Origin of the sequence: Pseudomonas sp. GM49 (genome assembly GCF_000282355.1) — a bacterium.
Taxonomy (GTDB): Bacteria; Pseudomonadota; Gammaproteobacteria; order Pseudomonadales; family Pseudomonadaceae; genus Aquipseudomonas.
The window spans coordinates 1-25,251 of sequence record NZ_AKJL01000150.1 but is presented as its reverse complement, the minus strand read 5'-3'; the positions used below and the strand labels follow the sequence as shown (position 1 = coordinate 25,251).

Sequence of the window (25,251 nt, the reverse complement as noted above, 5' to 3'; positions counted from 1 at the left end):
CGCCCCCTCGGCAGGCTGAGGGGAGGTGTACACGACCACAAAAAAACAGGTCGATTATCGCCCAACAAAAAATGCCCCGATCTCTCGACCGGGGCATTCAATGTCAGTGCAACTTATATATAAAGCCTGGAAGCCTTAGTGCGAAACCGCCCCACTCGCCCCCAACCCGGTCTGCGAACGAACAAACTGCGGGAAGAACAGCGCCCGCTCATTGTCAGCCGCAGTGGACTTGTCGGTAACCGAGAAGAACCAGATCCCGACAAAGGCAATCATCATCGAGAACAGCGCCGGGTACTCATACGGGAAGATGGCTTTCTCGTGATGCAGGATCTGCACCCAAATGGTCGGGCCAAGGATCATCAGGCCTACAGCACTGACCAGGCCCATCCAGCCACCAATCATCGCACCGCGGGTGGTCAGCTTTTTCCAGTACATGGAAAGCAGCAGTACCGGGAAGTTGCAGCTCGCCGCGATGGAGAACGCCAGGCCCACCATGAACGCGATGTTCTGGCTTTCGAACAGAATGCCCAGAACGATGGCCAGCACACCCAGAGCAACGGTGGTGATCTTCGAAATACGAATCTCATCCTTCTCGTTGGCCTTGCCCTTCTTGATCACACTGGCATACAGGTCGTGGGACACCGCCGAAGCACCGGCCAGGGTCAGACCGGCAACTACCGCCAGAATGGTCGCGAACGCCACGGCCGAGATGAAGCCCAGGAAAATGCTGCCACCGACCGCGTTGGCCAGGTGTACCGCCGCCATGTTGTTACCACCGAGCAACGCGCCGGCCGCGTCTTTGAAGGCCGGGTTGGTGCTGACCAGCAGGATCGCGCCGAAACCGATGATGAAGGTCAGGATGTAGAAGTAGCCAATGAAGCCGGTTGCGTACAGCACGCTCTTGCGAGCTTCCTTTGCGTCACTCACGGTGAAGAAGCGCATCAGGATGTGCGGCAGGCCAGCAGTACCGAACATCAGTGCCAGGCCGAGGGAGAACGCCGAGACCGGATCTTTCACCAGGCCGCCCGGGCTCATGATCGCGTCACCTTTAGGGTGAACCTTGATTGCCTCGGAAAACAGCATGTTGAAATCGAAGTTGACGTGTTTCATCACCATCAGCGCCATGAAGGAAGCGCCGGACAACAACAGAACCGCCTTGATGATTTGTACCCAGGTGGTCGCCAGCATGCCGCCGAACAACACGTAAAGGCACATCAGCACGCCCACCAGAATCACCGCGACGTGATAGTCGAGGCCGAACAGCAGCTGGATCAGCTTGCCGGCACCCACCATCTGGGCGATCAGGTAGAACGCCACCACCACCAGCGAACCGCAGGCGGACAGTGTGCGAATCTGGGTTTGCCCGAGGCGGTAGGACGCCACGTCGGCAAAGGTGTACTTGCCCAGGTTACGCAGGCGCTCGGCGATCAGGAACAGAATGATCGGCCAGCCCACCAGGAAGCCGATCGAATAGATCAGCCCGTCATAGCCGGAAGCGAACACCAGCGCGGAAATCCCCAGGAACGAGGCGGCCGACATGTAGTCGCCGGCAATCGCCAGGCCGTTCTGGAACCCGGTGATCTTGCCACCCGCCGCATAGTAGTCCGCAGCCGACTTGTTGCGCTTGGAGGCCCAGTAAGTAATGCACAGGGTTGCACCCACGAACACCACGAACATCAGGATCGCGGCGACGTTGAGGGGTTGTTTGTGCACTTCACCGGTCAGGGCGTCAGCCGCCCAGGCGCCCGGTGCAAAAGCCGCGATGCTCAATAGAGCCAGTAGACGCCGGATCATTGCTGAGCCTCCTTGAGAATCGCATTGTTCAGGTCGTCAAACTCGCCATTGGCACGTCGTACGTAGATACCCGTCAGGACGAAGGCCGAAACAATCAGCCCGACGCCAATCGGTATGCCCCAGGTAATCGAAGACTCGGGACCGATTTTCGTACCCAGCACTTGCGGCCCGTAGGCAATTAAAAGGATGAAGGCGGAGTAAAGCCCAAGCATGATCGCCGAAAGAATCCAGGCGAATCGTTCCCTCTTGCTAACCAGCTCCTTGAAGCGCGGGCTGTTTTGAATCGAGAGGTAAATGCTGTCGTTCATTGTTTTTATCCTCGCAGCACAGATTTAGTTGGAACGGTATCCACTCTATGCGGCTGCGGGGCAGGTTCCAGACGACCTTAGTCTTAGAACCACATGACAGAACTGCCAATTGTAGGAGCGAGCTTGCTCGCGAAGAATTTGAAGACGCCGCACTTTTTTCAGACAGCACGCGTTAACGTTCACGCCCATCGCGAGCAAGCTCGCTCCTACAGAAAAGCAAAGGGCCGCTTGGCATAAGTTTGCCAAGCGACCCTGCAAGGTGCTGACCAGACGCGTCAGCTCAAATCATTTAGTCCAGTCAGCAACACGCTCAGGGTGTTTGGCGATCCAATCCTTCGCCGCCGCTTCAGGCTTGGCACCATCCTGGATCGCCAGCATGACCTGACCGATTTCGTCTTTGGAGGCCCACTGGAAGTTCTTCAGGAACTTGGCCACTTCCGGCGCCTTGGTACCCAGTTCTTTGCTGCCGATGCTGTTCACGGTTTCAGCCGCGCCGTACACGCCTTTCGAGTCTTCGAGGAAACGCAGTTTCCACTTGGCGAACATCCAGTGCGGCACCCAACCGGTCACGGCAATGGATTCGTTTTTCTTCTCGGCACGGGTCAGCTCGGCAATCATGCCGGCGCCGGAACTGGCCTTGAGTTGATAACCGGTCAGGTCATAGTCCTTGATCGCCTGATCGGTCTTGAGCATCACGCCTGAACCGGCGTCGATGCCAACGATGCGATTCTTGAAGCTGTCGTCGGTTTTCAGGTCCTCGATGGTCTTGGCTTTAACGTACTCCGGCACGATCAGGCCGATTTTTGCGTCCTTGAAGTTCGGGCCGTAATCGACGACCTGATCCTTGTTCTTCGTCCAGTATTCGCCGTGGGTCACCGGCAGCCAGGCCGACAGCATGGCGTCGAGTTTGCCAGTGGCCACGCCCTGCCACATGATCCCGGTGGCAACGGCTTGCAGCTTCACGTCATAACCGAGTTTCTGCCTGATCACTTCGGCAGCCACGTTGGTCGTGGCAACACTGTCCGACCAACCGTCGACATAACCTATCGTCACTTCTTTGCTGGCGGCACTGGCCACGGTAGAACTGATCGCCAGCACCAAAGCCGCACCTGCGCCCAAGAGTCGTCGCATCTTCATCGTTACTTCCCCGAAAGTGCTGCGCTCGACGGATGCCGAGTCGCTTAAACGTATTGTTATGGTGCACAGCGCCCCCATCACGCCTCACAGCAAACTCGTCCAAACATCAGCGGAGTACTGACGCCCTCGATAATCAACCTGACGCTCGTCACGACCTGCTCTGCGAGCGACCTCAAGCCATCGAGAAACGACATCAGAAAGCCATTAATCCTCGCCGCAATACCCCTCCCTGCCAATCCGTCCGAACTTTGCATGTCAAATTCATGCAGGCCACCAAGCACGCGGTAAATGCAGGTAACATGCGCCGCTTTGCTCCCACACGGCCTGACCATGTCCGCGACATCCCGTTTCCCTTTTGCTGCTTATCTATTCGCTTGCCTGCTGGGGCTGTTTGCCCTTGGCGGCTTCTGGTACGGCCTCGGCAAACCGGTGATCCTGCCGGACGTGGCCAGCGCAACGCACAAGCTGCAATGCGCGTCCTACACGCCGTTCGACAAGGATCAATCGCCGTTCGATGTGCCATTCAATTTGCGCCCCGAGCGTATGGATGCCGACCTGGCGCTGCTGGCCAAAAGCTTCGAATGCATCCGCACCTATTCCATGACCGGCCTCGAAGCCCTGCCGGGCCTTGCGCGCAAGCACGGCTTGAAGCTGATGATCGGCGCCTGGGTCAACAGCAACCCGGTGGACACCGAGAAAGAAGTCGACCTGCTGATCGCCTCGGCCAATGCCAACCCGGATGTGGTGAGCGCGGTGATCGTCGGCAACGAAACCCTGCTGCGCAAGGAAGTCACTGGCGCACAACTGGCCAGGCTGATCAACAAGGTCAAAAGCCAGGTCAAGCAGCCTGTCACTTATGCCGACGTCTGGGAGTTCTGGCTCAAGCATCCGGAAATCGCACCCGCCGTGGACTTCCTGACCATCCATTTGTTGCCGTACTGGGAAGATGATCCGTCGAACATCGACGCCGCCCTGCAACATGTGGCCGAAGTGCGCCAGGTGTTCGGCAACAAATTCGCTCCCAAGGATATATTGATCGGCGAAACCGGCTGGCCCAGCGAAGGTCGCCAGCGCGAGACGGCCCTGCCGAGCCGGGTCAACGAAGCCAGGTTCATTCGTGGCTTTGTCGCCATGGCCGAGCAACAGGGCTGGCACTACAACCTGATCGAAGCCTTCGACCAACCGTGGAAGCGCGCCAGTGAAGGTGCGGTCGGGGGTTACTGGGGGCTGTTCGATGCCGATCGCCAGGACAAGGGCGTGCTGGCCGGGCCAGTGACAAACGTACCGTACTGGTCGCAATGGCTGGCGGCAGGCGGATTGATCTTCATCGGCACGTTGCTGCTCGGTGGCCGGGTTCGCACGACGCGCTCGGCGCTGGTGCTGCCCCTGCTCGGTGCATTGGCGGCCTGCTCGATTGGCGCCTGGGGTGACCTGGCACGGGTGACCACGCGTTTTACCAGTGAATGGCTATGGGTCGCATTGCTGACCGCACTGAATCTGCTGGTGCTGGCCCATGCCGCGCTGACGTTGAGCCCTCGTACCGGTTGGCGCGGGCGGGCTTTCAACTGGTTGGAGCGCCGTGCTGGCTGGCTGGTTGCAACGGCAGGTTTCGCGGCGGCAGTGATGATGCTGGAGCTGGTGTTCGATCCGCGTTATCGCAGCTTCCCGAGCGTCGCGTTCATCCTGCCGGCGCTGGTGTATCTGTGCCGTCCGGTGAGCGTGCCGCGTCGGGAGATTGCACTGTTGACCTTCATCATCGGCGCCGGCATCGCGCCGCAGCTGTTCCGTGAAGGTTTGCAGAATCAGCAGGCCTGGGGCTGGGCGCTGGTGAGTGTGTTGATGGTGGTGGCGTTGTGGCGTTGCTTGCGGGTTCGCAAGGCTTGACTCTTTAGCGACCTGACTGGCCTCATCGCGAGCAAGCTCGCTCCCACAATTGATCTTTATCGCACACGGACTTTGTGTTCACTGAAGATCTACTGTGGGAGCGAGCCTGCTCGCGATAGCGGACTATCAGGCGCTACGGGAAGCCCTGACCAACCGCAACCCCGCAATCACCACCGCAAACACCGCCAGCGTGGTGTTGTACAACGCCAGCGCCGGAAACCCGAACACCAGCGCCAGCACCGCCAGCCACCAGCCTGCCCGCCCCGGCACGACAAAACCGATGATCGCCGCGCCCAGCGCAGCCCAGCCCAGAACCGCGAAGTGAATCATCAGCCCCAGGTTCGAACGCACCTGGCATTCCCAACGGCTCGCCTCATCCACGCAAATGCCGACCCACTGTGCATCCTCCATGAAGCCATAACGCGCGCCATAACTGGCGGCCAGCCAGACAGGCAGCAAAACAAGCAGCAGAATCACGGGCAGACGACGGGACATGAAGCACTCCAATTGGCGAAAAACGGCGGCCAGCTTAATCGCCCGAAAGCGTTTCGCAAGCGTTAACAACAGTTAACTGGCCATTCAATCGCAGCAAAGTGTATCGTCCGGCTACTATTACTTCGAAATTAGGCCAGTTTGGTGCCGAGGGTTGGCACTTTGGCGCAGATCCGGTGGTCTTAGCCTGCGAAACTCCTTCGGCACCTTCCTCTAAGGGATTTAGTCATGCTCCGTTCCTTGCGCTTCGCCGCCTTGTTTGGCGGCCTTATATTGAGTGCGTCCGCACTGGCAGTCGATATTGATGCCGCCAGTTATGGCTACCCCCTGACTAATCCGTTCGAGGCTACCATCGCGACCACGCCGCCGGACTTGCGTCCGGAGCTACCTCTGGACGATGACATTGATCAGGCGGTGCGCAGCGTCACCTTGCGTCCTGAGCGGGCGTTCGAATTGCCGGACAACTTCTGGGCGGTCAAGAAACTCGATTATCGCATTGCCACGCAGGATCACGCCGCGCCGCTGATTTTCCTGATCGCCGGCACCGGTGCACGTTATGACAGCAGCCTGAACGAATACCTGAAGAAGCTCTACTACAAGGCCGGTTACCACGTGGTACAGCTGTCATCGCCCACCAGCTATGACTTCATGAGTGCCGCATCACGCTTCGCCACGCCAGGGGTTTCCAAGGAAGACGCCGAAGACATGTACCGGGTGATGCAGGCCGTGCGGGCACAGAACCCGAAAGTGCCGGTCACCGATTACTACCTGACCGGGTACAGCCTCGGTGCACTGGATGCCGCCTTCGTCGCGCACCTGGATGAAACCCGCCGCAGCTTCAACTTCAAGAAAGTCCTGCTGCTCAACCCGCCGGTCAACCTCTACACCTCGATCACCAACCTCGACAAGCTGGTACAGACCGAGGTCAAGGGCATCAACAACAGCACCACGTTCTATGAACTGGTGCTGAACAAACTGACCCGCTACTTCCAGCAGAAGGGCTACATCGACCTCAACGACGCCCTGCTCTACGACTTCCAGCAGTCCAAGCAGCACCTGACCAACGAACAGATGGCCATGCTGATCGGCACGTCGTTCCGCTTTTCGGCGGCCGACATTGCCTTCACCTCGGACCTGATCAACCGTCGCGGCCTGATCACCCCACCCAAGTTCCCGATCACCGAGGGCACCAGCCTCACGCCATTCCTCAAGCGTGCGCTGCAATGCGACTTCGACTGCTACATCACCGAACAAGTCATCCCGATGTGGCGCGCCCGAACCGACGGCGGCAGCCTGCTGCAACTGATTGACCAAGTGAGCCTGTATGCACTGAAGGACTATCTGCACGACAGCCCGAAAATTGCTGTCATGCACAACGCCGATGACGTGATCCTCGGCCCGGGTGACCTGGGTTTCCTGCGCAGGACCTTTGGCGATCGCCTGACCGTTTACCCGCACGGCGGCCATTGCGGCAACCTTAACTACCGCGTCAACAGCGACGCCATGCTGGAGTTCTTCCGTGGCTAAATACCTCCTGCTCTTCGCCGCGTTACTCTGTGCAGGCGTCGCCAATGCCGACAACAGCAAAGCCAATGCCCCTGTGGTCATCGACAGTGACGGCTTCAAGGAACCGCTGAGCAAACTCAAATTCAACCCGGGCCTGGACCAGCGTGAGTTCGAGCGTTCGACGCTCAGCGCACTGGCCGTCTACGATCCGCTGGAAGAGTGGAACCGGCGCGTCTATCACTTCAACTACCGCTTCGACCAATGGGTGTTCCTGCCGGTGGTCAATGGCTACCGCTACGTCACCCCGAGCTTCCTGCGCACCGGCGTCAGCAACTTCTTCAACAACCTCGGCGACGTGCCAAACCTGTTGAACAGCCTGCTGCAGCTCAAGGGCCAGCGTTCACTGGAAACCACCGGACGCCTGCTGCTCAACACCACCATCGGCATCGCCGGCCTGTGGGACCCGGCGACTGCCATGGGCCTGCCGCGCCAGAGCGAAGACTTCGGCCAGACGTTGGGCTTCTACGGCGTGCCGGGCGGCGCTTACTTCGTCTTGCCGATCCTCGGTCCGTCCAACCTGCGTGACACCGGCGGCCTGGCGGTGGATTACACGGCCGAGAGTGCGATCAACTTCCTCAACGTCGCCGAAGTCAGTTCCAACCATCCGGAAGTCTGGATCCTGCGCAGCATCGACAAGCGCTACCAGACAAACTTCCGCTATGGCCAGATGAACTCGCCGTTCGAGTACGAGAAAGTGCGTTACGTCTACACCGAAGCGCGCAAGTTGCAGATTGCCGAGTAAATAAGGCAGCTGTAAATCAATGTGGGAGCGGGCTTGCTCGCTCCCACATTTGTTATGTGTTGTCTTCAACCTTTCAGCGCTTTCCAGATCTTGCTGACAGCCGTAACACCAACCAACACCACCGCCCCTGCCACAATCCCCGCCACGCCATTGAGCAACACCGGCACGATAAATCCACCACCACCCGCCGCAGCACCGACATTTTCGATCCAGTGATGCACCACCGGCACACCGTGGGTAAGGATGCCGCCGCCGACCAGAAACATCGCCGCCGTGCCGATCACCGACAGGCTCTTCATCATGTACGGTGCCGCACGCAGAATCCCGCCACCGATGCTTTTCGCCATCTGCCCGGGTTTCTGCGTCAACCACAAGCCAAGGTCGTCAAGCTTGACGATACCCGCCACCAGGCCATAGACGCCGATGGTCATGACGATTGCGATCCCCGACAACACGATGATTTGCTGGCTCAATGGCGCACCGGCCACGGTGCCGAGGGTGATGGCAATGATTTCTGCCGAAAGAATGAAGTCGGTGCGGATCGCGCCTTTGATCTTGTCCTTCTCGAACGCCACCAAGTCGATCGCCGGGTCAGCCACCGCCTCGACCAACTGCGCATGGTCGGCGACGTCTTCAGCCTTGCTGTGCAGGAACTTGTGGGCGAGCTTTTCAAACCCTTCGAAGCACAGATAGGCACCGCCGACCATCAACAGCGGCGTGACCAGCCACGGAATGAACGCACTGATCGCCAATGCCGACGGCACCAGGATCAATTTATTGATGAACGACCCCTTGGCGACCGCCCAGACCACCGGGATTTCCCGCTCGGCACGCACGCCACTGACTTGCTGGGCATTGAGTGCCAGGTCGTCACCGAGTACGCCGGCCGTTTTCTTGGCGGCCATCTGGGTCATCAATGAGACGTCATCCAGCACGGCCGCGATGTCGTCGATCAGTACCAGCAAACTGCTTCCTGCCATGAATCGGGTTTCCTTCTGCAATGAATGCGCAGCAGCATAGCGCGGCATCACGGGCTGCGGCGCATTCTTGAGCGCCGCGCGAGGCCGGTGATACCATGCGCAACCGCCAGAACAGGCAAGGAATCACCCGGTTTATGAGCACTATCCGCGAGCGCAACAAACAACTGATCCTGCGTGCCGCCAGTGAGGAATTCGCCGACAAAGGCTTCGCTGCGACCAAAACCAGCGACATCGCAGCCAAGGCGGGATTGCCCAAGCCCAACGTCTACTACTACTTCAAATCCAAGGAAAACCTCTATCGCGAGGTTCTGGAAAGCATCATCGAGCCCATCCTGCAGGCCTCGACACCGTTCAATCCGGACGGCGAACCCGGTGAAGTGCTCAGCGGCTACATTCGCTCGAAAATCCGCATCTCCCGCGACCTGCCTTTCGCCTCCAAGGTGTTCGCCAGCGAAATCATGCACGGCGCCCCCCACCTGAGCGCCGATCTCGTCGATCAGCTCAATGGCCAGGCCAAACACAACATCGAGTGCATCCAGACCTGGATCGACCGCGGGCAAATCGCCCCCATCGACCCCAACCACCTGATGTTCAGCATCTGGGCCGCCACCCAGACCTACGCCGACTTCGACTGGCAGATCACCGCCATCACCGGCAAGGTCAGGCTGGATGAAGAAGATTACGAAGCGGCAGCGCAGACGATTATCCGGTTGGTGCTCAAGGGGTGTGAGCCGGAGCGGTAGACCACATCAAGGCTATTCGCGAGCAAGCCCGCTCGCACACTTGATCGCTGACGTTCACAAAGTTTGTGTACGCAAAAAATCCAATGTGGGAGCGGGCTTGCTCGCGAAAGCGATAGTTCAGTCAGCGAAGATCAAGCTGCTACCCCCGCATCCGCCACCAACCCCAACCCCAACGCCTCGATGGCAGTGATCGCGCACTGCTCGTCAACATCCGACAGATCGCCGCTGATCCCCACCGCCCCCAGCACGTTGCCGTCCTGATCCCGAACCAGCACACCACCCGGTGCCGGCACGACACTGCCCTGCCCCAGGCTGTTCAACGCGGCGATAAATGCCGGGCGTTGCTGGGCGTCCAGCGCCAGCAGGCGTGAGCCCTTGCCCAGCGCGATGGCGCCCCAGGCTTTGCCGATGGCGACGTGCGGGCGCAGCAGGCTGGCGCCGTCTTCGCGTTGCAGGGTGATCAGATGCCCGCCGGCATCCAGTACTGCGATGGTCAAGGGTGCCGCGGAGATTGCACGCCCTGCGTTGATGGCCTCGTTGACCAGGTTGACTGCGACTTTCAAGGTTAAAGCGCTCATTGTGCTGTCCTCATTTTGTTTTTCGGAAAGTCGGTGGGCTGCGCACTTGTGCCGCGCGTTTTCGCCGCAGCCCGATGCAACAAATAGAACACAATGAATTATTTTTTTGTATACAATAATTCTCGAAAAGCGCCACATGCGACGAAAAGCCACAGTAGAGCGGGCTTCCGACGAATGAAACAAGCGCTTGAGAAAATGGATTGACCTGCGCCGTCCGCCGTGAATACACTCTGCGCAAAGCCACTTGTATACAATTACAAAACGTAAAGAGGCACAAAACCATGAGCAAAATGAGAGCAATCGAAGCCGCCGTTCTGGTGATGCGCCGTGAAGGGGTCGATACCGCTTTTGGCATCCCGGGTGCCGCCATCAACCCGCTGTACTCCGCCCTGCAAAAGGTCGGCGGCATCGATCACGTACTCGCTCGCCACGTTGAAGGCGCCTCGCACATGGCCGAGGGCTACACCCGCACCAAGGCCGGCAACATCGGCGTGTGCATCGGGACTTCCGGCCCTGCCGGCACCGACATGGTCACCGGGCTCTACAGCGCCTCGGCCGACTCGATTCCAATCCTCTGCATCACAGGCCAGGCACCCCGCGCCCGTATGCACAAGGAAGACTTCCAGGCTGTCGATATCACCAGCATCGTCAAGCCGGTCACCAAATGGGCGACCACCGTTCTGGAACCAGGCCAGGTGCCTTACGCGTTCCAGAAAGCGTTCTATGAAATGCGCTCCGGCCGTCCAGGCCCGGTGCTGATCGACCTGCCGTTCGACGTGCAGATGGCCGAAATCGAATTCGACATCGACGCCTACCAGCCTCTGCCACTGGCCAAGCCGAGCGCTACCCGCGTCCAGGTTGAAAAAGCCTTGGCCATGCTGGACCAGGCCGAGCGTCCATTGCTGGTAGCCGGTGGCGGCATCATCAATGCCGACGCCAGCGACCTGCTGGTAGAATTCGCCGAACTGACCGGTATTCCGGTGATCCCGACCCTGATGGGCTGGGGCACCATCCCGGACGATCACCCGCTGATGGTGGGCATGGTTGGTTTGCAGACTTCGCACCGCTACGGCAACGCGACCATGCTGAAATCCGACGTGGTTCTGGGCGTGGGCAACCGTTGGGCCAACCGTCACACCGGTTCGGTCGATGTGTACACCGAAGGCCGCAAGTTCATTCACGTCGACATCGAACCAACCCAGATCGGCCGCGTATTCACCCCGGACCTGGGCATCGTTTCCGACGCCGCTGCCGCGTTGACCGTGTTCATCGAAGTCGCTCGCGAATGGCAAGCCGCCGGCAAGCTGAAGAACCGCAGTGCCTGGCTGCAAGACTGCCAGCAGCGTAAAGCCAGCCTGCAGCGCAAGACTCACTTCGACAACGTGCCGGTCAAGCCGCAACGTGTATACGAAGAGATGAACCAGGTGTTCGGCAAAGACACCTGCTACGTCAGCACCATCGGTCTGTCGCAGATTGCCGGCGCGCAGTTCCTGCACGTCTACAAGCCGCGCCACTGGATCAACTGCGGTCAGGCAGGCCCGTTGGGCTGGACCATTCCGGCAGCGCTGGGCGTGGTCAAGGCTGATCCGAACCGTAAAGTCGTGGCCCTGTCGGGGGACTATGACTTCCAGTTCATGATCGAGGAACTGGCGGTGGGCGCGCAGTTCAAGCTCCCCTACATCCACGTCGTGGTGAACAACTCGTACCTGGGTCTGATCCGTCAGGCGCAGCGCGGTTTCGACATGGACTACTGCGTGCAGCTGTCCTTCGACAACCTGAACGCGCCTGAACTCAACGGCTACGGTGTGGACCACGTCGCGGTGGCCGAAGGCCTCGGCTGCAAGGCACTGCGCGTATTCGAACCGGCTCAGATCCAGCCTGCCCTGCGCAAGGCCCAGGAGCTGATCGAAGAGTTCAAGGTTCCAGTGATCGTCGAGATCATCCTGGAGCGCGTGACCAACATTTCCATGGGCACCGAGATCAACGCCGTCAACGAATTCGAAGACCTGGCGCTGGTCGGCGACGACGCACCGACTGCGATTTCGTTGCTGGACTAACTGCTGACCGCTCCCCTTGTGGGAGCGGGCTTGCTCGCTCCCACAAGGGACCTCATACATATACGGGAGACCACCATGCCGCGTTTCGCAGCCAACCTGTCCATGCTGTTCACCGAACAGGACTTTCTCGCCCGTTTCGAAGCGGCCGCCAAGGCCGGCTTCAATGGTGTCGAATACCTGTTCCCGTACGACTTCAGCTCCGCCGAAATCAAGGCCCAACTCGACGCCAACGGTCTGACCCAAGTGCTATTCAACCTGCCGGCCGGTGACTGGGGCAAGGGCGAACGCGGTATCGCTTGCCTGCCGGACCGGGTCGAAGAGTTCCGTGCCGGTGTCGATCTGGCCATTGCTTACGCGCAGGTACTGGGCAACACCCAGGTCAACTGCCTGGCCGGTATTCGTCCGCAGGCCTTTGACGATGCCACCGTGGAGAAAACTTTCGTCGCCAACCTCAAGTACGCGGCCGACAAGCTGCAAGCGGCGGGAATCAAACTGGTGATGGAAGCAATCAACACCCGTGACATCCCGGGCTTCTACCTGAACAACACGGCGCAAGCCCTGTCGATTCGCGAGCAGGTCGGCAGCGCCAACCTGTTCCTGCAATACGACATCTACCACATGCAAATCATGGAAGGCGACCTGGCCCGCACCCTGCAATCGCACCTGGGCGAGATCAACCATGTGCAGCTTGCGGACAACCCGGGACGCAACGAACCAGGTACCGGTGAAATCAACTACCGCTTCCTGTTCGAACACCTGGACCGCATCGGATATCAGGGCTGGGTCGGCTGCGAATACAAGCCGCTGACCACCACTGAAGCGGGCCTGGGCTGGTTGAAAACCCATAACGCGATCTGACAATGAACCCTGTGTAGGAGCGAGCTTGCTCGCGATGGTGTGTCAGGCACACCGGTTTCGATAGATAGCCCTTCGCGAGCAAGCTCGCTCCTACAGCAGCAACAAAAACAAGAGGATTTTCTCATGGCTAAAATCGGATTTATCGGCACCGGCATCATGGGCCACCCAATGGCGGCGAACCTGCAGAAAGCCGGTCACAGTCTGTTCCTGTCGGCGCACCACGACCCTGCGCCTGCCGACCTGGTCGCCGCTGGCGCCGTTGCTCTGGCGAACCCGAAAGAAGTCGCCCAGGAAGCTGAATTCATCATCGTCATGGTGCCGGATACCCCGCAGGTCGATGACGTGCTGTTCCGCGCCGATGGCATTGCTGCCGGTGTCAGCAAAGGCAAAGTCGTGATCGACATGAGTTCGATCTCGCCGACCGCCACCAAGGCTTTCGCGGCCAAAATCAACGAAAAAGGCGCGCAATACCTCGACGCCCCGGTATCCGGCGGTGAAGTCGGCGCCAAGGCTGCGACCCTGAGCATCATGGTCGGCGGCGATGCCGACGCCTTCGAACGCGCCCTGCCGCTGTTCCAGGCCATGGGCAAGAACATCACCCTGGTCGGTGGCAACGGTGACGGTCAAACCGCCAAAGTGGCCAACCAGATCATCGTGGCCCTGAACATCCAGGCCGTGGCCGAAGCCCTGCTGTTCGCTTCGAAAAACGGTGCCGATCCGGCCAAGGTGCGTGAAGCGCTGATGGGCGGTTTCGCTTCGTCGAAGATCCTCGAAGTGCACGGCGAGCGCATGATCAAGGGCACCTTCGATCCAGGCTTCCGTATCAGCCTGCACCAGAAGGACCTGAACCTCGCCCTGCAAGGCGCCAAGGAGCTGAACATCAACCTGCCGAACACCGCCAACACCCAGCAAGTGTTCAGCACCTGCGCGGCCATCGGTGGCAGCAACTGGGACCACTCGGCGCTGATCAAGGGCCTGGAACACATGGCGAACTTCTCGATTCGCGACAAGAAGTAAGCCCCTGCCCCATCCCCATGTGGGAGCGGGCCTGTGGCGAGGGGGCTCGCCCCCGTTGGGCTGCGTAGCAGCCCCAAAATCTCTGATACACCGAAGATCTTGTGAGTGCTACGCACTCAAACGGGGGCAAGTCCCCTCGCCACAGGGCCCGCTCCCACACTGGACCGAGTTGCCCTTCAAATAACAAGAATTCCGGGAGCCCGCCATGTCGGTCGATCCGCAACAATTGCTGCGCGAGCTGTTTGCCACAGCCATCGACGCGGCGCATCCGCAACAAGTCCTCGAAGCCCATTTACCCGCCGACCGCAGCGGACGCGTAATCGTCATTGGCGCCGGCAAAGCCGCAGCCGCCATGGCCCAGGTGGTCGAGCGCTGCTGGCAGGGCGAAGTGTCCGGCCTGGTGGTGACCCGTTACGGTCACGGCGCCCCATGCGAAAAAATCGAAGTGGTCGAAGCCGCGCATCCGGTACCGGACGCCGCCGGCCTGGCCGTGGCCAAGCGTGTGCTCGAGCTGGTCAGCGACCTCAGCGAAAACGACCGCGTGATCTTCCTGCTCTCCGGCGGTGGCTCTGCCCTGCTGGCACTGCCGGCCGAAGGCATCACCCTGGCCGACAAGCAGTCGATCAACAAAGCCCTGCTCAAGTCCGGCGCGACCATCGGCGAAATGAACTGCGTGCGCAAGCACCTCTCGGCGATCAAGGGCGGCCGCCTGGGCAAAGCCTGCTGGCCTGCCACGGTTTACACCTACGCGATTTCCGATGTACCGGGCGACCTCGCCACGGTCATCGCCTCCGGCCCCACCGTAGCCGACCCGAGCACTTCCGCCGAAGCCCTGGCGATCCTCAAACGCTACGCCATCGAGGTTCCAGCCTCGGTGCGCAGTTGGCTGCAAAGCCCGGAATCGGAGACGGTCAAACCCGGTGATCCGAGCCTGGCCCGCAGTCATTTCCAGTTGATCGCCCGCCCGCAACAATCGCTTGAAGCGGCGGCGGTGAAATGCCGTCAGGCCGGGTTCAGTCCACTGATCCTCGGTGACCTGGAAGGCGAATCTCGCGAGGTGGCGAAAGTCCACGCCGGCATCGCGCGACAAATCGTGCTGCATGGCCAGCCACTGGCGGCACCCTGCGTGATTCTCTCGGGCGGCGAAACCACCGTCACCGTGCGCGGCAACGGCCGTGGCGGGCGCAATGCCGAGTTCCTGCTGAGCCTGACCGACAGCCTCAAGGGCCTGCCGGGCGTGTATGCCCTGGCCGGCGATACCGATGGCATCGACGGTTCCGAAGACAATGCTGGCGCGATCATGACCCCGGACAGCTACGCCCGCGCCGCAGCAATGGGTCTGAGCGCCAGCGATGAGTTGGACAACAACAATGGCTACGGCTATTTCGAGGCTCTCGACGCCCTGATCGTTACCGAGCCGACCCGCACCAACGTCAACGACTTCCGCGCCATCCTGATCCTCGAGAGCACTAAACATGACGCCTGACAAAAAGGTCAAAATCCTCGCCACGCTCGGCCCGGCCATCGAAGGGATCGACGACATCCGCGAACTGGTGCTGGCCGGGGTCAACATCTTCCGCCTGAACTTCAGCCATGGCGATCACGCCGACCACGCCCAGCGTTTTCAGTGGATTCGTGAAGTCGAGCGCCAGCTGAATTATCCATTGGGCATTCTGATGGACCTGCAAGGCCCGAAACTGCGGGTCGGCAAGTTCGCCGAAGGCAAGGTGCAACTGGTGCGTGGCCAGGCCTTGCGCCTGGACCTCGATGCCACGCCGGGCGATGAGCGCCGGGTCAACCTGCCACATCCGGAAATCATCGCGGCCCTGGAGCCGGGCATGGACCTGCTGCTGGACGACGGCAAGTTGCGTCTGCGGGTCGTGACCAAGTACGCCGACGCCATCGACACCACCGTGCTCAATGGCGGCGAACTGTCGGACCGCAAAGGCGTGAACGTGCCGCAAGCGGTGCTCGACCTGAGCCCGCTGACCGCCAAGGATCGCCGCGACTTGACCTTCGGCCTGGAGCTGGGGGTGGACTGGGTGGCGCTGTCGTTCGTACAACGTCCCGATGACATTCGCGAAGCCCGCACCCTGATCGGCGACAAGGCCTTCCTGATGGCCAAGATCGAGAAGCCCTCGGCCGTCGAACAACTGCGCGAGATCGCCGAGTTGAGCGATGCGATCATGGTCGCCCGTGGTGACCTGGGCGTGGAAGTGCCGGCCGAAAGCGTGCCGCAGATTCAGAAGAACATCATCAGCACCTGCCGCCAACTCGGTAAGCCGGTGGTGGTGGCCACGCAGATGCTGGAGTCGATGCGCTTCTCGCCGGCGCCAACCCGCGCCGAAGTCACCGATGTGGCCAACGCCGTGGCCGAAGGTGCGGACGCGGTGATGCTGTCGGCGGAAACCGCGTCCGGCGAATACCCGCTTGAAGCCGTGCAGATGATGAGCAAGATCATCCGCCAGGTGGAAAACGGTCCGGACTATCAGACTCAACTCGACGTCAGTCGACCAAAAGCCGAGGCGACCGTTTCCGACGCGATCAGCTGCGCCATTCGCCGTATCAGCAACGTGCTGCCGGTGGCGGTGCTGGTGAACTACAGCGAGTCCGGCGCGTCGAGCCTGCGTGCGGCGCGGGAGCGGCCGACGGTGCCGATCCTCAACCTGACACCGAACCTGCAGACCGCCCGTCGCCTGAGTGTGGCGTGGGGCGTGCACTCGGTGGTCAACGATCGCCTGCGTCAGGTCGATGAAGTCTGCTCCACAGCGCTGGAGATCGCCCAGGCCCAGGGTATGGCGCAGCGTGGCGACACGTTATTGATCACCGCCGGTGTGCCGTTTGGGCAGCCGGGATCGACTAACTCTTTGCGCATCGAGACGTTGATCTAGCGCCTGAACTGGCCTCTTCGCGAGCAAGCTCGCTCCCACATTGGTTTTGTGTTGATCACAGAATCAAGACTGAACAAAGATTCAGTGTGGGAGCGAGCTTGCTCGCGATGCAGGCAACCCGGTTTCATTGACTTTCAGACCTGCCATGCCTGCCAACCATTTCAACACCCACTGCCCCGACTGGGCCGAAGCATTGCTCAACGGCTTCAGCCAGATCTTCCTCCAGCGCAATCCGCTGTGCGGCCTGCTGTGCGTCCTGGCCATCCTGTTCACTGCGCCCGCCTTGCTCGGCGGCGCCTTGCTCGGCGGTGTCGCCGGGTTGCTCACCGCGCAACGTCGCAACTATGCCAAGGCTGACCGTCAGGCCGGGTTGTTCAGCTACAACGGCGTTCTGCTCGGTCTGTTGCTGAGCCTGTACTTCCCCTGGTCGGCGATGATGCCGCCACTGATTCTGGCCGCCGGCGGTCTGAGTGCGATGATCACCCAGCAGTGGCTCAAGCGCGTCCGGCTCAGCCAATGCCTGCCAGCCTACACCGCGCCCTTCGTCGGGCTGGGCTGGTTGCTGCTGTGCTTCGCCACGCCCTCGACAGAGCCGCATTTGATCGAAGTCAGCACGCTGAACATGCTCGCCGCACCACTCAAAGGCATCGGCCAGGTGATGTTCCTCGGTCATCCGCTGGCCGGTGCGATGATTGCCGCCGGTTTGCTGATCGCCGATCGCCGCGCATTCTGCTGGGCTTTGCTGGCGTCTGTCGCGGGCATGGGCTGGAGCCTGCTGCACCACGACTTCTATACCGCACTGCTCGGCCTCGGTGGCTATAACGCCGTGCTGGCCGCCCTCGCCTTCAGCTCGCGGCGTCGCCAACCGTGGCTGCCGCTGGTTGGCATTGGCCTGGCGTTGTTGCTGACACCGGTGTTTGCCGCCATCGGTCTGCCTACGCTTACTGCGCCGTTCATTCTTGCCTGCTGGCTGATCCGCTGCGTTGTGCAAATGCTCGGCAAAGCCACGGTCGAAAGCGCACCTTGCGCTCCCGGGGAGAATCAACCTAGGCTGCGCTGATTTGCGGCCAAGGCGATGTGCATGATCAGCAACGACACGTGGCGTAATCGCCTGTACGTGATTATTTTCCAGACCGACACCGTCGCCGGGCGACGTTTCGACACCACCCTGCTGCTGATCATCCTCGCCAGCCTGGTGGTGGTGATTCTCGACAGCATCGATGACGTCCACCAGAACTACGCCAGCCTGCTGGCGTACATCGAGTGGGGCTTCACGATCATTTTCCTCGGCGAGTACATCCTGCGCCTGTACTGCTCGCCCAAACCGCTGCACTACGCGTTCAGTTTCTATGGGCTGGTGGATCTGCTGGCCATCGTGCCCGGCATCCTCGCGCTGTACTACAGCGATGCCCAGTACCTGCTGATCATCCGGATCATCCGGATGCTGCGGATCTTCCGCGTGCTCAAGCTCGGCCCCTACCTCAAACAAGCCCATTACCTGCTCGATGCCTTGCGCGGCAGCAAGCAGAAAATCCTCGTGTTCCTGCTCAGCGTCTGCACTCTGGTCATCGTGTTCGGCACGTTGATGTACGTGGTCGAAGGTCCGCAACATGGCTTCACCAGTATTCCCAAGGGCATCTACTGGGCGATCGTCACCCTGACCACCGTCGGTTACGGCGACATCGTGCCCAAGACCGCCCTGGGCCAGGTCATCTCGTCGATGGTGATGATCACCGGTTACTCGATCATTGCCGTGCCCACCGGGATCTTCACCGCCGAACTGGCCACCGCCATGCGCGGTGGTCAGTTGCAGCACAATTGCCCGGTGTGTGCGAAAAACAGCCACGAACAGGAAGCGTCGTTCTGCTCCCGTTGCGGCAACGCACTGTTCAAAAAACTGGAATAAGCAAAGAGCTTTTTAATCTTTAAAGGACTATACGAGCCCAGTTATAGTCGCTGGCAAATTGCCCCACTTTTAAATAGAACAAGGACTGCGCAGTGAAAAAACTCTTTGGCGCCTCTCTTCTCGCGGCTGGCCTGGCATTGACCAGCGTGGCTCAAGCCGCACCGACCCTGCTCAACGTTTCCTACGACGTGATGCGCGATTTCTACAAGGACTACAACTCTGCGTTCCAGAAACACTGGCAAGCCGAGCACAACGAAAACATCACCCTGCAAATGTCCTTCGGCGGCTCCAGCAAACAGGCACGCTCGGTGATCGACGGCCTGCCGGCGGATGTCATCACCATGAACATGGCCACCGACATCAACGCCCTGGCCGACAACGGCAAACTGGTCCCGGACAACTGGGTCACGCGCCTGCCGAACAACAGCGCGCCGTTCACTTCGGCCACCGTGTTCATCGTGCGCAAGGGCAACCCGAAAGCCCTGAAAGACTGGCCGGACCTGCTCAAGGATGGCGTTCAGGTTATCGTCCCGAACCCGAAAACTTCCGGTAATGGTCGCTACACCTACCTCTCGGCCTGGGGCTACGTGCTGAAAAACGGCGGCGACGAAAACAAGGCCAAAGACTTTGTCGGCAAACTGTTCAAGCAAGCCCCGGTCCTGGATACCGGTGGCCGTGCCGCCACTACCACCTTCATGACCAATCAGATTGGCGACGTATTGGTGACCTTCGAAAACGAAGCGGAAATGATCGCCCGCGAGTTCGGCCGTGATCAGTTCGAAGTCATCTACCCAAGCGTTTCCGCCGAAGCAGAGCCACCGGTGTCGGTGGTCGACAAAACCGTCGACAAGAAAGGCACCCGTGCGGCAGCCGAGGAATACCTGAAGTATCTGTGGTCGCCGGAAGGTCAGGAGATTGCCGCAGCAAACTACCTGCGCCCGCGTGACCCGGCTGTTTTGGCCAAGTACACCGACCGCTTCCCGAAAGTGGACTTCCTGTCCGTCGAGAAGACCTTCGGCGACTGGCGCACCGTGCAGAAAACCCACTTCAATGACGGCGGGGTTTTCGACCAGATCTACAGCGGTAAGTGATCGCTGAGCGGCAATGAAAAAGGCGACCTGCACAAGTCGCCTTTTTTGTGGGTACAACACCAACCCACTGTAGGAGCGAGCTTGCTCGCGAAAAGACCAAGGACTCCGCTGGGCATCAGGCTTTACGCGTTATCGTTCACGACCTTCGCGAGCAAGCTCGCTCCCACAGGTTTTGTGCCTGCTGGTTCAGCTCAGGTTGCCGCAGAAAATAGCCTGATGACCATTGGCCGGGCTTTCACGCACGACCAAGGCGTAGCCACCGGCTCGAAGGGTCTCGACGGCGACCGGTGCGCTTTTCCAGAAGCGCTGGTTTGACGCTTGCGAATAGAACCGGGCATTTGGACCGTCATTCATGTCATAGACTGGTTTCGAACCCAGGCTCCCACAGCTTCCCGGATAGATATAGGCCGTCAACCGCCCCGGCAATGTGCTGCCTATGCTCTCGCCGCTGACCTCAACCCAGAACGTTGTTGCGTTATCACTGGGCATCATGATCAACCGGGCAATATTCCCGGGATTATTGGATGTAGCATTCAGGGGAACGCTGGTGACCTGACTGTCAGGCACTGTCGAGCACCCAGAGATCCAACCGACCGCTACCACTAACGCCAGCGAAGTTACGATTTTCATCGTGATACTCCCGCTTGTAAGGACACATTGAAGTGATCCCCCCTGTAGATTCTAGCTGCCGGGGCTGTGCGGGCTTTTCTTCAGATGGCCGGTTGCCACGTGCAGGCTACATCGGCGGCGTCACGCCATCCTTGCCTGCCGAGATGGATTGAGCGGTGAGCGTGCCGTCAGCGCCCTGCGTGACAAAGGTCACGATCTTCACGCCCACCTTCAACAGACTGCGATCGGCTGGCATCAGGTTGACGATGGGGACGTCTTCGGGCACCAGGATCTTCTGTTGGCCACCCTTGTAGTTGACGGTCAGCACCCGGCCATTGCTCACCACCAGGTCGCCGACGCTGCCGTTGGTCATGCTGCTGCCCTTGACCAGATCAAACGGCCGATGACCGTCGCCACTGCCGGCCAGCTCCGGAGGGAAAACGTGGACCTCCAGGGCCTTGAGGGTGCCATCCTCCTGAGAAATAGCCGCGGAGCCGATGTAGCTGCCGGGCTTGATGTCTTCGATATTGGCCAGGGTCACGGCGCGGACTTTGGTGTCCTGGGTCAGGTTGATCACCACGGTTTCGCCGCTGTTTGCATGGACTTTCAGAACGTCCGGACTGACGCCGGTGATCTCGCCGCGCACACCGATGCGCGTGCCCGGCGCGTCTTCGGCCTGGGCCAGGCCAGCGCTGAATACACTGATCAAGGTGACGACTGAAACCCGGCGAATCAGCTGACGGAACTTCTCATTTATGGAGCGGCCCTCAGGTCATGAGACGTGGAGAGAGAACATAAGCACGCTATCGAACAAGATGTAAGTGAATGTATCATTGACCTTCGATCTTCTGACGCAAGGCCATTCGGCGGACGACACACGCATCCGTCAGTCATTCCGCAATGGAATGATTGCTATCACTTCAATCCCGCTTCCGCCGTTTCCGCCAGCCCATTAGCCTGCGCGCATTCCATTCCGTACAGCGAGACCCGTTATGAACCCAGCGACCCAGGTGCCCCACGGCACCGCGACAATGACCCGAGGCATGGTGCTGCTGTTCGCCTTCTGCTGCGGCGCCATTGTTGCCAACATCTATTACGCCCAGCCGATCATCGGCCTGATCGCCCCGGATATTGGCCTGACCAACACCATGGCCAGCCTGATCGTTTCCCTGACTCAGATCGGCTATGCGCTGGGGCTGTTTTTCCTGGTTCCACTGGGGGATTTGCTGGAGAACCGCCGATTGATGATCAGCACCACACTAGTGGCGATTGTCAGCCTGCTGGGTGCGGCATTCACCGATCAGCCGAACGTGTTTTTGCTGATTTCGCTGTTGGTCGGGTTCAGTTCGGTCTCGGTGCAGATCCTGATTCCATTGGCTGCGCACCTGGCGCCGGAAGAAACCCGTGGCCGTGTAGTGGGCGGGATCATGGGCGGTTTGTTGCTCGGCATTCTGCTGGCCCGGCCGGTGTCCAGTGTGGTGGCCGACCACTTCGGCTGGCGGGCGATGTTTGTGATTGCCGCCGTGTTGATGGCGGCCATCAGCATCGTGCTGGCAGTAACCATTCCCAAGCGCGAGCCTGATCACAGCGCTTCCTATGGCCAGTTGCTGGGCTCGCTGTGGACGCTGTTGCGCAAACAGCCGGTCCTGCGCCAACGGGCCTTTTACCAGGGTTGCATGTTTGCCACCTTCAGCCTGTTCTGGACCGCCGTGCCGCTGGAACTGGCGCGCAATCACGGTTTGTCGCAAAGCGAGATCGCGATTTTCGCGTTGGTGGGGGCCATCGGCGCCATTGCCGCCCCCATCGCCGGGCGCCTGGCCGACGCCGGTCACACCCGCATCGCGTCACTGCTGGCCCTGCTGTTCGCCAGCCTGAGTTTTCTGCCGGCGTTTATCCATCCGGCCTACAGCGTCATCGGCCTGGCCGTGACCGGCGTGGTGCTCGATTTCTGCGTGCAGATGAACATGGTCCTCGGCCAGCGTGCGGTCTACGCCCTCGACGGCAAAAGCCGCAGCCGCCTGAATGCGCTGTACATGACCAGCATCTTCATCGGCGGCGCCTTCGGCTCTTCGGTGGCCAGCGCGGTGTACGAACACGGCGGCTGGTTGTGGATCGTGATCGTCGGCAGTGCGTTTCCGCTGTTGGCGTTGTTGCGGTTCTTGAGTGTTTCGCAGAAGGTTTCGCTGGCAACGGCGTAAGGCCTCAAAAGCATCGCGGGTAAGCCCGCTCCCACAGGGTTCGCGAGTTACCTGTAGGAGCGGGCTTGCCCGCGAAGCTTTTTCAGGCCGAAGCTCCATTCCCCCCAAGCATGAATCCTATGCCACCCGCCTGCGTTCCGCCCGCACCTGCCCAAGGGCAACATGGACTCCAGCCAAACCGGCTTCGTCCACGAGGATCAAGATCATGTCCCTGCAAGCAAAACTCGATGCCTTCAAAGCCGACTTCAAGGCCGGTAAACCGCCGTACAACGCGCCGGCTGATATCCACCCGGTCATGGAGCGTGCAACCGCCGAACTGATTGCATCGGGCGCAGCGAACAAAGCCCTGAAAGTCGGTGACAAGGCACCGCTGTTCACCTTGAAAGATCCCGACGGTCATCCAGTGTCATCCGCCGGGTTGCTGACCAAAGGTCCATTGGTGCTGACGTTCTACCGAGGCGTGTGGTGCCCTTACTGCAATCTGGAACTGCAAGCCTTGCAGGCCTTCCTGCCGACATTGCAGGAGGCCGGTGCCAGCCTGGTGGCCATCTCGCCGCAGATTGCCGCCAACAGCCGCAAGTCGATGCGCACCAATGGCCTGCAATTCCCGATCCTCAGCGACCGCCATAACGATGTGGCCGACGCCTTCGGGCTGCGCTTCGCGTTGCCGGACTACCTGATCGAGTTGTATAAAAACCTGCGCAATGACCTGCCGACCTTCAACGATGATCCGTCCTGGACATTGCCGATGCCGGCGCGTTATGTGATCGGGCAGGATGGCGTGATCCGTTACGCCGAGGTCAACCCCGATTACACTCAGCGCCCAGAGCCTGAAGCGATGCTGGATGCGATTTGCGGCTGACCCGTTCAAGTGCCGCTGTCGCCACATATCCCACAGTAGACTTGCGACATTCTCTAGACTTTGCACAAGGACCTCAGATGGACCGCCTCGGCGCAATGGAAACCTTCGTCTACGTGGTGGAAACCGGCTCGTTTTCCGCCGCGGCCCGGCGCCTGAACATCGGGCAGCCGGCCGTGTCGAAAACCATCGCGCAACTGGAATCGCGGTTGGCGGTGCGGCTGTTGCTGCGCTCGACCCGGGGCCTGACGCCCACCGAGGCCGGGCTGGCCTTTTTCGAACGGGCCAAGCGCGCCATCGAAGAAGCCGACGAGGCCGATAACGCCGCACGCGGTTCCGCCAGCGGGCTGAGTGGCAACCTGCGTATCTGTGCAGCGGTCACCTTCGGCCGGCTGCACATCGTCCCGCACCTGGGCCCCTTCCTGGAGCAAAACCCGGAGTTGAACATCGACTTGATGCTCGATGATCGCAACGTCAATCTGGTGGAAGAAGGCGTCGATATCGCCCTGCGCATGGGCGAGTTGAGCGACTCGGGGCTGACCGCCCGCAAGATCGCCGAATGCCGGCGCATGGTACTGGGCACACCGGCGTACTTCGAAAAACACGGCGAACCCACCTGCCCCGCCGACCTGTGCAAGCATCAGGCAATCGTCTACACCCTTGGCGGCGGCACCAGTTGGCAGTTCGACAAGGCCGGCGAGGAGCAATCGGTGATCATCAACGGCCGGATCCGCGTCAACGCCGCCGAAGGCTTGCGTGCAGCTGTGTTGGCCCATCAAGGGCTGACCATGGCCTCGCAATGGATGTTCGCGCCGGAACTGGCCGTCGGTTCGGTCCGCGAGGCAATGAAGGACTGGACCTTGCCGAACCTGGATCTGTGGGCGGTGTTCCCCACCGGGAGAATGGCCAGCGCCAAGGCTCGGGCGTTTGTGGAGTATGTGCAGGGGTTGTTGGACAGGAAGGCCTGACAGGCAGCTCAATCAAGATCAAAAGATCACAGGCTGCGCCATGGCCTGCATTGGCCGCGTACGAAGCTAATTGCTCGTCGTCCGCTCTCGGCAATGTCAGGTAAATCGGTGTCACTCGTCAATGCAGACCAGCAACCGCTCGACCGTTTGCTCAAGTGGCCCGGAGTTGTCGAGCACGTGTACGGTCGGGTCGTCCGCCAGCAGTTGCTCGCTGAATCGGGCATTGCGTGCCAACCGCTGATCGATCTCGATCAGCGATTCTCGCCCGCGCTCCAGCAAGCGATGGCGCAGTTCCGTTTGATCCACAGTCAACAACAGCACCAACACGTCTGGATAGCGCAGGCGCGTGTTCTGCAAATGCCCCCGAGAACCATTGACCAGCACGTCCTCGCCGGCGGCCAGCCAATCGTCGATTTCCCGCGGGATGCCATAGGACAACCCATTGGCGTACCAGCTCAGGGCAAACGCGCCCTGAGCTTCCATATCGGCGAATTGTTGCGCACTGACGCCCAGCGCCGCCTCGCCCACGGCTTCGGCCGAGCGGGTAATGACCCGCCGCACGATACGGCAGGC

At 60.3% G+C, this 25,251-nt stretch carries 24 protein-coding genes; 15 read left to right on the top strand and 9 right to left on the bottom strand.

Annotated elements, in window-relative coordinates:
- Nucleotides 1–135 precede the first annotated feature (135 nt).
- From PMI29_RS15050 to PMI29_RS15060, 3 genes are all read right to left on the bottom strand, one after another.
- Nucleotides 136–1,794 (bottom strand): cation acetate symporter, encoded by a 1,659-nt coding sequence (locus PMI29_RS15050; protein WP_007998063.1) that lies wholly within the window; start codon nucleotides 1,792–1,794, stop codon nucleotides 136–138.
- The gene (locus PMI29_RS15055; RefSeq protein ID WP_007998061.1) at nucleotides 1,791–2,102 is read right to left on the bottom strand and encodes a DUF485 domain-containing protein; all 312 of its coding nucleotides are present in this window, start codon (nucleotides 2,100–2,102) and stop codon (nucleotides 1,791–1,793) included. Before PMI29_RS15055 ends, PMI29_RS15050 begins: the two co-directional genes overlap by 4 nt.
- Nucleotides 2,103–2,387: 285 nt before the next feature.
- The gene (locus PMI29_RS15060; protein WP_033052380.1) at nucleotides 2,388–3,239 is read right to left on the bottom strand and encodes a glycine betaine ABC transporter substrate-binding protein; all 852 of its coding nucleotides are present in this window, start codon (nucleotides 3,237–3,239) and stop codon (nucleotides 2,388–2,390) included.
- Between the two features lie 288 nt (nucleotides 3,240–3,527).
- On the opposite strand from PMI29_RS15060, the gene PMI29_RS15065 reads away from it, so the two are divergent.
- Nucleotides 3,528–5,123, top strand: coding sequence for a glycoside hydrolase family 17 protein (locus tag PMI29_RS15065; protein ID WP_007998060.1), 1,596 nt, complete (start codon nucleotides 3,528–3,530; stop codon nucleotides 5,121–5,123).
- 126 nt (nucleotides 5,124–5,249) lie between these two features.
- Here the strand turns inward: PMI29_RS15065 and PMI29_RS15070 are convergent, their stop codons facing one another.
- The gene (locus tag PMI29_RS15070; protein ID WP_007998058.1) at nucleotides 5,250–5,618 is read right to left on the bottom strand and encodes a hypothetical protein; all 369 of its coding nucleotides are present in this window, start codon (nucleotides 5,616–5,618) and stop codon (nucleotides 5,250–5,252) included.
- Nucleotides 5,619–5,843: 225 nt separating this feature from the next.
- Here PMI29_RS15070 and PMI29_RS15075 point away from each other — a divergent pair, with 225 nt between their 5' ends.
- On the top strand, nucleotides 5,844–7,142 hold the full coding sequence (locus PMI29_RS15075; protein WP_007991789.1) for a serine protein kinase PrkA: 1,299 nt from the start codon (nucleotides 5,844–5,846) through the stop codon (nucleotides 7,140–7,142).
- Nucleotides 7,135–7,923, top strand: a complete 789-nt coding sequence (locus PMI29_RS15080; protein ID WP_007998056.1) for an MlaA family lipoprotein — start codon at nucleotides 7,135–7,137, stop codon at nucleotides 7,921–7,923. The genes PMI29_RS15075 and PMI29_RS15080 overlap by 8 nt, the downstream gene beginning before the upstream one ends.
- 65 nt (nucleotides 7,924–7,988) lie before the next feature.
- On the opposite strand, the gene PMI29_RS15085 is transcribed toward PMI29_RS15080, so the two are convergent.
- Nucleotides 7,989–8,903, bottom strand: coding sequence for a DUF808 domain-containing protein (locus PMI29_RS15085; protein ID WP_007998054.1), 915 nt, complete (start codon nucleotides 8,901–8,903; stop codon nucleotides 7,989–7,991).
- A 134-nt stretch (nucleotides 8,904–9,037) separates the two neighbouring features.
- Between PMI29_RS15085 and PMI29_RS15090 the strand changes: the two genes are divergently transcribed.
- The gene (locus tag PMI29_RS15090; RefSeq protein ID WP_007998053.1) at nucleotides 9,038–9,646 is read left to right on the top strand and encodes a TetR/AcrR family transcriptional regulator; all 609 of its coding nucleotides are present in this window, start codon (nucleotides 9,038–9,040) and stop codon (nucleotides 9,644–9,646) included.
- A gap of 131 nt (nucleotides 9,647–9,777) precedes the next feature.
- On the opposite strand, the gene PMI29_RS15095 is transcribed toward PMI29_RS15090, so the two are convergent.
- On the bottom strand, nucleotides 9,778–10,224 hold the full coding sequence (locus tag PMI29_RS15095) for a GlcG/HbpS family heme-binding protein (protein ID WP_007998052.1): 447 nt from the start codon (nucleotides 10,222–10,224) through the stop codon (nucleotides 9,778–9,780).
- A 281-nt stretch (nucleotides 10,225–10,505) separates the two neighbouring features.
- On the opposite strand from PMI29_RS15095, the gene gcl reads away from it, so the two are divergent.
- From gcl to PMI29_RS15135, 8 genes are all read left to right on the top strand, one after another.
- Complete coding sequence (gene gcl, locus PMI29_RS15100; protein ID WP_007991778.1) at nucleotides 10,506–12,281, top strand: glyoxylate carboligase; 1,776 nt, start codon at nucleotides 10,506–10,508, stop codon at nucleotides 12,279–12,281.
- 75 nt (nucleotides 12,282–12,356) lie between these two features.
- The gene (gene hyi / locus PMI29_RS15105) at nucleotides 12,357–13,139 is read left to right on the top strand and encodes a hydroxypyruvate isomerase (protein ID WP_007998051.1); all 783 of its coding nucleotides are present in this window, start codon (nucleotides 12,357–12,359) and stop codon (nucleotides 13,137–13,139) included.
- A gap of 123 nt (nucleotides 13,140–13,262) precedes the next feature.
- Complete coding sequence (locus tag PMI29_RS15110) at nucleotides 13,263–14,156, top strand: 2-hydroxy-3-oxopropionate reductase (RefSeq protein ID WP_007998050.1); 894 nt, start codon at nucleotides 13,263–13,265, stop codon at nucleotides 14,154–14,156.
- A gap of 205 nt (nucleotides 14,157–14,361) precedes the next feature.
- On the top strand, nucleotides 14,362–15,642 hold the full coding sequence (locus tag PMI29_RS15115) for a glycerate kinase type-2 family protein (protein WP_007998049.1): 1,281 nt from the start codon (nucleotides 14,362–14,364) through the stop codon (nucleotides 15,640–15,642).
- Nucleotides 15,632–17,047 (top strand): pyruvate kinase, encoded by a 1,416-nt coding sequence (gene pyk, locus PMI29_RS15120; protein WP_007998048.1) that lies wholly within the window; start codon nucleotides 15,632–15,634, stop codon nucleotides 17,045–17,047. Before PMI29_RS15115 ends, pyk begins: the two co-directional genes overlap by 11 nt.
- Before the next feature lie 145 nt (nucleotides 17,048–17,192).
- On the top strand, nucleotides 17,193–18,107 hold the full coding sequence (locus PMI29_RS15125; protein ID WP_007998046.1) for an urea transporter: 915 nt from the start codon (nucleotides 17,193–17,195) through the stop codon (nucleotides 18,105–18,107).
- Nucleotides 18,108–18,128: 21 nt separating this feature from the next.
- Nucleotides 18,129–18,953 carry an ion transporter gene (locus PMI29_RS15130; protein WP_007983287.1) on the top strand — a complete coding sequence of 275 codons (825 nt, stop codon included), beginning with the start codon at nucleotides 18,129–18,131 and terminating at the stop codon, nucleotides 18,951–18,953.
- 92 nt (nucleotides 18,954–19,045) lie between these two features.
- Nucleotides 19,046–20,044 carry a sulfate ABC transporter substrate-binding protein gene (locus PMI29_RS15135; protein ID WP_007998044.1) on the top strand — a complete coding sequence of 333 codons (999 nt, stop codon included), beginning with the start codon at nucleotides 19,046–19,048 and terminating at the stop codon, nucleotides 20,042–20,044.
- A gap of 186 nt (nucleotides 20,045–20,230) precedes the next feature.
- On the opposite strand, the gene PMI29_RS15140 is transcribed toward PMI29_RS15135, so the two are convergent.
- Together PMI29_RS15140 and PMI29_RS15145 are read right to left on the bottom strand one after the other, a co-directional pair.
- On the bottom strand, nucleotides 20,231–20,674 hold the full coding sequence (locus PMI29_RS15140; protein ID WP_007998042.1) for a hypothetical protein: 444 nt from the start codon (nucleotides 20,672–20,674) through the stop codon (nucleotides 20,231–20,233).
- Nucleotides 20,675–20,780: 106 nt separating this feature from the next.
- On the bottom strand, nucleotides 20,781–21,410 hold the full coding sequence (locus tag PMI29_RS15145; RefSeq protein ID WP_033052378.1) for a hypothetical protein: 630 nt from the start codon (nucleotides 21,408–21,410) through the stop codon (nucleotides 20,781–20,783).
- Nucleotides 21,411–21,645: 235 nt separating this feature from the next.
- Here PMI29_RS15145 and PMI29_RS15150 point away from each other — a divergent pair, with 235 nt between their 5' ends.
- From PMI29_RS15150 to PMI29_RS15160, 3 genes are all read left to right on the top strand, one after another.
- Nucleotides 21,646–22,851 carry an MFS transporter gene (locus PMI29_RS15150; RefSeq protein WP_007998034.1) on the top strand — a complete coding sequence of 402 codons (1,206 nt, stop codon included), beginning with the start codon at nucleotides 21,646–21,648 and terminating at the stop codon, nucleotides 22,849–22,851.
- A gap of 205 nt (nucleotides 22,852–23,056) precedes the next feature.
- On the top strand, nucleotides 23,057–23,713 hold the full coding sequence (locus tag PMI29_RS15155; RefSeq protein WP_007998032.1) for a peroxiredoxin-like family protein: 657 nt from the start codon (nucleotides 23,057–23,059) through the stop codon (nucleotides 23,711–23,713).
- 77 nt (nucleotides 23,714–23,790) lie between these two features.
- A complete protein-coding gene (locus tag PMI29_RS15160; protein ID WP_007998030.1) occupies nucleotides 23,791–24,678 on the top strand; it encodes a LysR family transcriptional regulator in 888 nt (295 codons plus the stop codon).
- 111 nt (nucleotides 24,679–24,789) lie between these two features.
- Here the strand turns inward: PMI29_RS15160 and phnN are convergent.
- Nucleotides 24,790–25,251: phosphonate metabolism protein/1,5-bisphosphokinase (PRPP-forming) PhnN (phnN, locus tag PMI29_RS15165; protein ID WP_007998028.1), on the bottom strand; the 462-nt coding region annotated here is incomplete at its 5' end.